Annotated in this window: 9 protein-coding genes; 7 read left to right on the top strand and 2 right to left on the bottom strand. The window is 60.5% G+C overall.

Annotation, left to right across the window (positions count from 1 at the left end):
- The 4 genes from GGQ99_RS24495 to GGQ99_RS24480 form a co-directional block, all read left to right on the top strand.
- Window positions 1-267 (top strand): AMP-binding enzyme (locus GGQ99_RS24495; protein ID WP_425486858.1); only part of this gene is annotated, 267 nt, incomplete at its 5' end.
- Window positions 264-1,289, top strand: coding sequence for an NADPH:quinone oxidoreductase family protein (locus GGQ99_RS24490; protein WP_246389730.1), 1,026 nt, complete (start codon window positions 264-266; stop codon window positions 1,287-1,289). The genes GGQ99_RS24495 and GGQ99_RS24490, both read left to right, overlap by 4 nt.
- Window positions 1,290-1,346: 57 nt before the next feature.
- On the top strand, window positions 1,347-2,963 hold the full coding sequence (locus GGQ99_RS24485; RefSeq protein ID WP_183264557.1) for an AMP-binding protein: 1,617 nt from the start codon (window positions 1,347-1,349) through the stop codon (window positions 2,961-2,963).
- A gap of 115 nt (window positions 2,964-3,078) precedes the next feature.
- Window positions 3,079-3,843 (top strand): SDR family NAD(P)-dependent oxidoreductase, encoded by a 765-nt coding sequence (locus GGQ99_RS24480; protein ID WP_183264556.1) that lies wholly within the window; start codon window positions 3,079-3,081, stop codon window positions 3,841-3,843.
- A gap of 258 nt (window positions 3,844-4,101) precedes the next feature.
- Here the strand turns inward: GGQ99_RS24480 and GGQ99_RS24475 are convergent, their stop codons facing one another.
- On the bottom strand, window positions 4,102-5,364 hold the full coding sequence (locus GGQ99_RS24475) for an ABC transporter substrate-binding protein (RefSeq protein WP_246389729.1): 1,263 nt from the start codon (window positions 5,362-5,364) through the stop codon (window positions 4,102-4,104).
- A gap of 297 nt (window positions 5,365-5,661) precedes the next feature.
- Window positions 5,662-6,660, bottom strand: a complete 999-nt coding sequence (locus GGQ99_RS24470; protein WP_183264555.1) for a LysR family transcriptional regulator — start codon at window positions 6,658-6,660, stop codon at window positions 5,662-5,664.
- A gap of 447 nt (window positions 6,661-7,107) precedes the next feature.
- Between GGQ99_RS24470 and GGQ99_RS24465 the strand changes: the two genes are divergently transcribed.
- From GGQ99_RS24465 to GGQ99_RS24455, 3 genes are read left to right on the top strand one after another with little or no spacing between them, the layout of a single operon-like run.
- Complete coding sequence (locus tag GGQ99_RS24465; RefSeq protein ID WP_108606943.1) at window positions 7,108-7,908, top strand: creatininase family protein; 801 nt, start codon at window positions 7,108-7,110, stop codon at window positions 7,906-7,908.
- 5 nt (window positions 7,909-7,913) lie between these two features.
- The gene (locus GGQ99_RS24460; protein WP_108606944.1) at window positions 7,914-8,720 is read left to right on the top strand and encodes an ABC transporter ATP-binding protein; all 807 of its coding nucleotides are present in this window, start codon (window positions 7,914-7,916) and stop codon (window positions 8,718-8,720) included.
- On the top strand, window positions 8,707-9,546 hold the full coding sequence (locus GGQ99_RS24455; RefSeq protein WP_108609729.1) for an ABC transporter permease: 840 nt from the start codon (window positions 8,707-8,709) through the stop codon (window positions 9,544-9,546). Before GGQ99_RS24460 ends, GGQ99_RS24455 begins: the two co-directional genes overlap by 14 nt.
- Window positions 9,547-9,553 lie beyond the last annotated feature (7 nt).

Here is a 9,553-nt window from a genome sequence, read left to right as displayed (position 1 = left end):
GTGCTGTTCGTCCGCCTCGCCCCGGGCGTTTCGCTGGACGCGGAGCTGGAAAAGCGCATCCGCACCAAAATCCGCACCGGCGCCAGCCCGCGCCACGTGCCGGCGAAGATCGTCGCCGTCGCCGACATCCCGCGCACCAAGTCGGGCAAGATCACCGAACTCGCCGTCCGCGACATCGTCCATGGCCGACCCGTCAAGAACCAGGAAGCGCTGGCAAACCCCGAAGCGCTCGAGCTCTACGTTGGGCTGGGAGCGCTCGCAACATGACGCAGGCGTCAGAGCCTCAAGACACGATGGCGGCGGTCCTCAGCGAGAAGGCTGGCGGGCCAGAAACGCTCGCATTGAGGCGCGTGCCTATACCTGAGCCCGCGCCCGGCCAGGTGCGCATCCGGGTTCGGGCAGTCGGGATCAATTATCCGGATTTGCTGATTATCGACGACCGCTATCAATACAGGCCCGAGCGTCCATTCTCTCCGGGTGCCGAAGTCTCAGGAATTGTCGAGGCGGTCGGCGAAGCCGTGAGTTGGCCTTGTGTCGGCAACCGGGTCATGGCGATGCTCGGCTGGGGCGGCATGGCAGAATATGTCTGCGTCGACGCTGCTCGTTGTTCGCCCATTCCCGACAGCATGTCATACGACGACGCCGCAGCCTTCCTGATGGCCTACTGCACGGCCTATCACGCCTTGCGCGACCGCTCGGCACTGGGGCAGGGCGAAACCCTGCTGGTGCTGGGAGCCGGCGGGGGCGTGGGGCTGGCGGCGGTCGAACTCGCCAAGGCCCTGGGCGCCAAAGTCGTCGCGGCTGCCTCAACCGAAGAGAAGCTGGGGATCGCCCGGTTGCTTGGGGCGGATGAGACCGTGCTCTATCCGCGCGGCGAACTGGGGCGCGAGGGCCAGAAACGCCTGGCCGGCTTGTTCAAGGCTGCCTGCGGCCCGGATGGTGCGTCGGTCGTGTACGATGCCGTCGGGGGAGAATATGCCGAGCCGGCCATGCGGTCGATTGGCTGGCAGGGCCGTTACCTGGTCGTAGGCTTTGCGGCGGGTGTGCCAAGTCTTCCCCTCAACCTGCCGCTGCTGAAAGGTTGCGACGTGAGGGGCGTGTTTTGGGGCGCGGCAATGGAGCGTGATCCGCAGCGGCATCATGAATCCGTCGCCGAACTGACTGATCTTTATGTCCGCAGGAAGATCAAACCGTCGATTCAGAGGCGGTTCTGCCTCGAAGAAGCCGGGCTCGCTTTGAACGCGCTCGCCGCGCGGGAAGTGTCCGGAAAAATCGTCTTGTCGATGTGATTGGGGTGGCGCTGGCTATCGTGCCAAGGCGCCGGCCGAAGAGGGGGAGAATTATCAATGCGTCTGGAACCACATCTGTCGGCGCGCCCGGCGAACTGCGTTGCGCTTACGCCGGTGGATTTCCTGCTGCGATCGGTCGAAGTTTTTCCGACGCGTCCGGCGGTTGCCTGGCGCGACAGACGTTGGACTTATCGCGAGTTTGCCCGGATGGTCGGCCGGCTATGCCGTTTCTTGAAAGAGCGAGGCGTGCAGGCAGGAGACGTCGTCTCCGTCATGGCCGGAAACCGGCCCGAGATGCTTGCCGCGCATTATGCCGTGCCGATGATCGGGGCGGTTCTCAACACCGTCAACACGCGGCTCGATGCCGACGCCGTCGGCTTCATTCTCAACCATGCCGAAAGCCGAATGGTTCTTAGCGATGCCGCGAGCCGTGACGTCGCCAGCCTGGCCGCGAAGGCCAAAAACGTTCAATGCGTCGTTTTCGCTGACGATGGCGAACGGCATGCCAGCCTGGATGTGCTCGACCTTCTCGCCGACGACGGCATCGACATAGCGCTCGAGAACTCGGCCGTCGTCGACGAATGGCAGCCCATCAGCCTGAACTACACCTCAGGAACCACGGGCGACCCGAAGGGTGTGGTTTGCCATCACCGCGGCGCCTACCTCAATTCGATCGGCAATGTCTTGGCCCTCGGGCTCAATTCGCGTTCCGCCTATCTGTGGACGCTGCCGATGTTCCATTGCAACGGGTGGTGCCACACCTGGGCCGTCACGGCGGCCGGTGCGCTGCATGTCTGCCTCGACAAGGTCGACCCGGGCGTTGTCTTTGCCGAGATAGCAAGACATGGCGTCACGCACATGTCCTGCGCGCCGGTCGTGCTTTACATGCTTCTCAATCACCCGGCGCGAGAAGGTCACGACCCGGCGCGGCGCGTCAATGTCGCCATGGGGGGGGCGGCTCCGACCAGCACCTTGATCAATGAACTCGATGCGTTGGGTTTTGACCTCACGCACCTGTACGGTCTTACTGAATCTTTCGGGCCGGTGACCATGCAGACGCTCGCCGAACACCAGAACTCGATCGATGCGGCGGCGAAAGCCGTCGAACTGTCGAAGCAGGGCGTAAGGCACATTTCGGCCAGTCGCGTTCGCGTCCTTGATGACGCGGCGAAGGACGTGCCGGCGGATGGCGTGACGCTCGGAGAGATCGTGCTGGCGGGCAACACCGTGATGGCCGGCTATTATCGTGATGCCGAGGCGACCGCCGCAGCCTTCCTCAACGACGTATTCCATACGGGAGACATGGCGGTCCGTCATTCGGACGGCAGCATCGAGATCAAGGACCGCTCGAAAGACATCATCATTTCTGGCGGCGAAAACATTTCGAGCATCGAGATCGAGAATGCGCTGCATCAGCATCCGGCCGTCCTGCTTGCTGCAGTGGTCGCCGCGCCCGATCCCAAATGGGGCGAAACGCCCTATGCATTCATCGAGGTGAGGCCGAATGCCGGGGTCAATTCCGAAGAGTTGAAGGCATATTGCCGAGAAAGATTGGCGCCGTACAAAACGCCGCGTCACTTCAGTTTCGGTGAACTGCCAAAGACCGGCACGGGAAAAGTGCAGAAGTTCATGCTTCGCGCCCGGGCCAGGGAACTTGCAGCCGGCGCGGAATAGCGGCGCTGAGTGTGGCGTGAATCCGCCAGCAGCCTTGGCTGGCAACCCGTTGCCATTTTGCGCGACTTCGCGCGGCAGGGTTTCCATAACGAATTCAAAGACCTAGGAAAAACGAGTGGACCTTTTCAAACTTGATGGACGAGTGGCTGTCGTAACTGGCGGGAATGGCGGGATTGGGCTTGAGATGGCTCGAGGACTTGCGGCTGCCGGGGCAACTCCGGTTCTTGTCGGACGCAACCGGGACAAGGGAAAGAACGCGGTCGCCGCATTGAAGGCAGACGGATTTGATGCGCTGTTTTTCGAGGCTGATGTAACCTCTGAGAGCGAATGCAGGAAACTTGTCGCTTCCATTGTCGAAAAATGCGGGGGCGTCGACATTCTCATCAACAACGCCGGGATCGCTATCCGCAAAACTCCCGAGGACTATTCCGAGGCAGACTGGAAGGATGTCATCGACACCAATCTGTCGAGCGCATTTTACCTGTCACAGGCGGTATTTGACAGCATGAAGGCCAGGGGTGGCGGCAAGATCATCAACATCGCGTCAATTCTCGCGGTGTTCGGAGCGCCGTTTTCCGTTGCCTATTCGGCGAGCAAGGGTGGACTTGTGCAATTCACCAGGGCCCTGGCTACCGCCTGGGCATCTTCCAATATCCAGGTAAATGCCATCCTGCCCGGATGGATCGATACCGACTTGACGGTTTCGGCGCGCAGCGAGGTCGCGGGGCTCGCCCAGCATGTGATCGACAGGACCCCGGCAAAACGCTGGGGTCGGCCGGAAGAACTCGCCGGTCCAGTTGTGTTCCTGGCGAGCTCTGCGTCCGACTTCGTGACGGGCGCATCCCTGACCGTGGATGGTGGCTTCTCCGTGCAGGCATGAACGGAGAGGCGAAGGCCTTGATTGGCCAGCCTTGTGGGGGGCGAGAGCACCCACAGATCGACGCGCGCAAATTTACGCAACTGGTTTGGTGAGCATCGCAAGCCCGAGTCGGTGGCCGCTGGCGGCAATTTTGGATCGGCGATTTGAGTTTACCTGAGCGGCGATAGTGGTGAGCGAAGCCAACGGCAACTTTCGGCTCATTGCCGAAAGTCGCCTGGCATGTCGGGGTGGCTCGCGCGATGGCCCGAGCCGCTTCTGCTAGTTGCCTTGAGCCCGCTTGCGGATGTCGACGCCGACAGCCTTGTTTACGAACTTGTCGGTGACGACCTTGGCGAGGTCAATTTCGTCGGGCTTGTAGAGCCCGACTTCCACCATGTCGTCATAGAACTTGGAGAAACGCTTGAGATCGACAGCGCCGATACCACGTTCCACGGCGTCGCCGCCGTCGATGAGGCCCAGGCGGAGGATCTCGTTGACCTCGGCGTCGAGCTTTTCAACCGTCATTTCGGGATTGTCTTTTCGAATCAGGTCGTAGGCTGGAGTGCGGTCGCCATAGAGGAAATTGCTGTAGCCGATCATGGTCGCGTCGATGAAACGGCTGACCAGGTCGGGGTTGTCGTCGACCAGTTCGGTGCGCGTTTCAATGACGCTGGAGTAGGCGGACCAGCCATAATCTGCGAGCAGGAACACGTCCGGCTTGAACGCGTCGATGTAGAGCGGTTCCGACGTGGCATAGGCCTGTTGAACGGACTCTGGATTGGCGAGGAACGGCGCCATGGTGTAGTTGTATGCCTTCACCTGATCATCGCTGAGATCAAACGCACGTTTTGCCCAGGGCCACCAACTGAATTGGGCAGGGCGCGCGACATAGATTGTTTGCGCGCGACGCATATCGGCGATGTCCTTGAATTTTCCCGGATGCGCCATCACCGCTATCGGGTCTTTCTGGAGCAGGGCCGCCACCATGACCGTCGGTATGTTCGCTCGGTAATTCTCCAGAACATTCTGTGGCACCGACAAAAGGAAGTCGACTTTTGCTGCGGACAGCAGAGCGCGGGTGTTGATCTGCGGCCCGCCCTGGACGATCTCGACGTCGAGGCCAAACTTCTTGTAAGTGCCGTCGGCGACCGCCTGGTAGAAGCCGCCATGGCTGCCTTGAGCTTTCCAATTGGTCGCGAATGCGACCTTGTCCTGCGCCTGGACGGTCACGACCGACCCAACCAGACCAACCACCAGCGACATCGCACAGCTCAATCGCTTTAGGCTCGTTGCTATCATTCCGTTCATTTTTTCTCCTCCCAGAGTTGCTTGCAGATAACGGTCACGTAGGCCCCGCCTGACGTTGTTTTTGATATACTCCTGTTGGTGGTTTGCCCGATCGGGGGTCCCGTCGAGGTCGTGACGGGCCTGCCCTTGTGCGGCGGGAAGGTCGGGTTGCGATGTATCGCGGCTGGTCGCGCCGACCCTCAAATGCGCGGTGCATTCTTTTGTTGTCGGGACCACTGTGCTGCAGATACCCAATGGGTTCCATGCGCCTGCGGGGAACAGAAGATATGCTGGTTGGGTATAGCTGGCTAAGTCGCATGGCCCGACGGCGCTACCTTCAGAAACAAAGACAGGCTGGGCCGTCCTCCATGGGCTGTTGCACAGACGGCCAGAAGGGAAGATCGTGACACGCGAGGCGGATTGATCTGTGACGCTGGCGGACCTTTATCGGCTCGTGCCGCCGGGCATGCTGCATGCTTGGACGCGAACGCAATGCTGGGCCGCCGTACGCCCAGCCAGTCATGCCTGCTGGTTATACGAATGCAGTCCTGATCAGAGAACGCCTGACAGGGCGGCCTGGAGCCTTTCGGCGCAATCGCCAATCCTGGCCGTCGTGCGTTGTTCGACGTGACCTACCAACCGGCCGTCATTCAAGGCCAGGCTGACTTCGGTGCGAACCAGCTTGGCCAGTTCCCGCATGGCGCGTGTGGTTTGTGTCTGAAGCGAGAACGCAATCATGAAGTCTTGGCGCAACCCAGGTTCGACGAGGCGGCGGAAGCCGAAATCGCGGTTGCCCACCTCCGGCAGGATCAGGCCGTGTGGAAGAACGGTGAAGCCATGGCCGCCGCGCACGAGGTTTTTTAGCGCAACCAACGCATCGACTTCCGCTTTGACGTTGAGCTCGAGGCCAAGCTTGCGCATGGCACCGTCCAACTCGCGTCTCAAGCCGTGATGGCGGCCAACCAGCAGAAGAGGAAGCTTGGTCAGATCGCTGGTCGGAAAGACATCGGAATTGGGGGAAATTGCATCGATGTCATCGCGCGGACCGAAGAGAAACAAATCGACGGACATCAGGTAGTCCATTCGCATGTACGGAGAGCGCCTGGCGTGATTGATGACGGCCATGTCGATCCGCCCCGCGGTCAGCCATTCATTGATGAAGCCGGACAGCCCGTCGACCAAGTGTACTTTCACATGGGGAAACCGTCGCGAAAACTTGGCAACGATCTCCGCGCCGATGGCGGCACTTATGGACGGAGGCACACCGAAGCTGATCTTGCCGGTAGGCACGACGGAACTTTCCCTGAGCTCAGATCGAACCTGCTCCAGATCGCGGATGATCGGAGCAACGACGCTCTGAAGCTGCTTTCCTTCGCTGGTCAGCCGGATGCCGCGCCCATGGCGGTAGAACAGCTGAACGTTGAGTTCCTCCTCCAACTGGCGCATGCGCCTGCTTAGGGCTGGTTGGGCTATGCCCACCACCGTGGCCGCCTTAGAGAGAGACCCGCCCTCGATAATGGCGAGGAAATATTCCAGCTGACGAAGCTCCAATGCACCTGCCTCCACCAAGTTGGGTACCACGGCATGCCAGCCGGCATGCGTGTTGCTCTCGAAACAGACGTCTGATCTTTCGTACAGTATTTTTACATGTGGAAAGTACGCCTTGGAGGCGCACCGTGTCAAACGGTGTGATTTGGCTGCTTTCGTAGCGCAAATACCGCGAATTGGGCGTTTCATGGCAGGGCGTTGAGGACCACGCCGGGCCTGTTTGGAGGGCGGTCAGGGCGAAATGGGTGAGTTCCGAAGACTCCGTCCACTTTGCCGGTTGTGATGCAGGGCATGGCTTTCTGCGGCCCGTGGGCAAAAACGGGGTGAAAATCAGGCGACGGTTAGATCCTTGTTCAGTGTGATGGCAGGTGGCTTGACACGAGGTTTGAACCAACGCAAAGTATTTTTACAAATGGTAAGGATGCCTGAAACCTGGGAGGTTAGGACACGATGCTGCGATATTGGGCCGACTATACAAGTGCCGCTTTCGCCAAACTCAAACGCGACGAGCTGATCGCTGTTTTGCCTGTATCGGCAATCGAACAGCACGGCCCGCATCTGCCTGTTTCCGTGGATACGACCATCAGCGAGGGCGTGGTCGCGGAGACTATCAAGCGGCTGCCGGACGATCTGCCGGTGGTCTTTCTTCCCGGTCAGCGCGTTGGAAAGAGCAATGAGCACAGCCGTTTCCCCGGCACGCTGACGCTCTCGGCCGACACGCTGCTTCGCGTGCTGATGGATATCGGCGAAAGCGTTGCGGCCTCGGGCGTGCGCAAGCTGGTGCTTCTGAACAGCCATGGCGGGCAAACCGCTGTGCTGGACATCGTTGCGCGTGATCTTCGTGTGCGCCATGGCCTTTTCACGGTGGCGACCGCCACGCATGCATTCGGCATGCCGTCCGGCCTCTTCAGCGCTGCCGAATCGAGGTTCGGTATCCACGCGGGAGACAAGGAAACATCGATGATGCTGGCGCTGCGTCCGGACCTCGTCGACATGAGCAAGGCGGAGCGGTTCGTCGGGCTGCATGAGCGCCTGGCCGAGACGAATACGCATTTGTCCATCGGTCCGCTGACAAAGCTGGGCTGGCAGATTCAGGATCTGCATCCGTGCGGGGCCTGCGGGGATGCTGCCGCAGCAACTGCCGACAAGGGCAAGCAGGGGCTTGAGTTCGTGGCTGAGCGATTCGTCGAACTGCTGCGGGAGATCCATGAGGCGCCCCTCACATGGCTCACCAACGAGCCGGCGTGGTGACCGCAATGGGAATTGTACCTACCATGACGAAAGCCGACAGCCTGATCCGTATCAGCGGCGTCGACAAGCGCTTCGCCAACGGGACCGTCGCCTTGCGCGATCTGTCATTGGATATCGGCCAGCGGCAGTTCATCAGCTTTCTTGGGCCATCGGGCTGCGGCAAGAGCACGGCCCTGCGCATGATCGCCGGACTTACTGCGCCATCGACGGGTTCGATCGAGTGGAGCAAGGAGTCAGGCGCCGCCAGCAAGCACGTGCATGACATCGGTTTCGTTTTCCAGGAGCCGACGCTGATGCCTTGGGCGACGGTGTTCGACAATGTCTATCTGCCTTTGAGGCTTGTCGGAACCAGTCGCAAAGCGGCGCAGCCGCTCGTCGAGGAAGCCCTTGAGCAGGTCGGTTTGGCGAACTTCGCCGCCGTTTACCCGCGTGAATTGTCGGGTGGAATGAAAATGCGCGTCTCCATTGCCAGGGCGATGGTGACACGGCCGCGCGTCCTGCTCATGGACGAGCCGTTTGCGGCTCTCGACGAGATGACGCGCGTCAAGCTCAACAACGACGTGCTGAGGCTCTGGTCGGAGCACGATCTGACGGTGATCTTCGTCACGCACAGCGTGTGGGAATCCGTCTATCTGTCCAATCGCATCATCGTCATGGCGGCGCGTCCCGGTCGCGTTGTCGACGATATCACCATCTCGGCTCCCTATCCGCGTGACGACGAATTTCGAATGTCGGCAGAGTACGCCGAGAACTGCAAGCAAGTGAGCAAGGCGCTGAGGAGCACGCTGGATGGAAACGATGTCGACCACTGAAAGCCAAAAGCCCCGTGCCGTGCAAGCGGCTGTGACCGGCAACGGCGAGCGATTCTTGCGGCTCGCATTGCCCTTGGCAACCATGTTCGCCTGGTTGGCGGCCTGGGAGTTTTACGTGTGGCAGCAGGCCGTGCCACCGTACATCCTGCCGGCGCCATCCCTTATTCTTCAGACCCTGGTGGAGAATTTTTCCTCCCTTGAGTCCTCGCTTTGGTTCACGCTGAGGCTGACGTTGATGGCTCTGGCTCTTGCCGTCCTAAGTGGAGCGTTGATCGGCACCGTCTTTGCCCTTTCGCCGCTGATTGAACTTAGCTTCTTTCCCTTCGCCATCATGCTGCAAGTGACGCCGATCATCGCCATCGCGCCGCTGATCATGATTTACGTGGACAGCACCTTTGCTGCGCTGCTGATCTGCGCCTGGATCGTCGCCTTCTTTCCCATGTTGTCGAACACCGTGATCGGCCTGCGGAGCGCGGATCACAATCTCAAGGCCTTGTTCCGGCTCTACCGGGCCACGCCCTGGCAGACGTTCCGCTACCTGCTTGCCCCTTCGGCTCTGCCCTTCTTCATGGCGGGTCTCAAGATTGCAGGCGGGCTGGCGTTGATCGGCGCGGTCGTTGCCGAGTTCGTTGCCGGTGCCTCCGGTCGCGATACCGGCCTCGCCTCCCGCATTCTGGAAGCGAGCTTCCGAAACGAGATTCCACGCATGTTCTCGTCCCTGGTGCTCGTCTCGATGTGCGGCATGGCGATCTTCATGATCAACATCTGGCTGTCGAAACGGCTCCTCGGCTACTGGCACGAGAGCGAAATCAAGAGCGAAAGCTAGGTCGGGG

The organism is Aminobacter niigataensis (assembly GCF_014200015.1).
Lineage (GTDB): Bacteria > Pseudomonadota > Alphaproteobacteria > Rhizobiales > Rhizobiaceae > Aminobacter > Aminobacter niigataensis.
The sequence above is the reverse complement of the archived record's forward strand: the minus strand, read 5'-3'. Positions and strand labels throughout refer to the sequence as shown.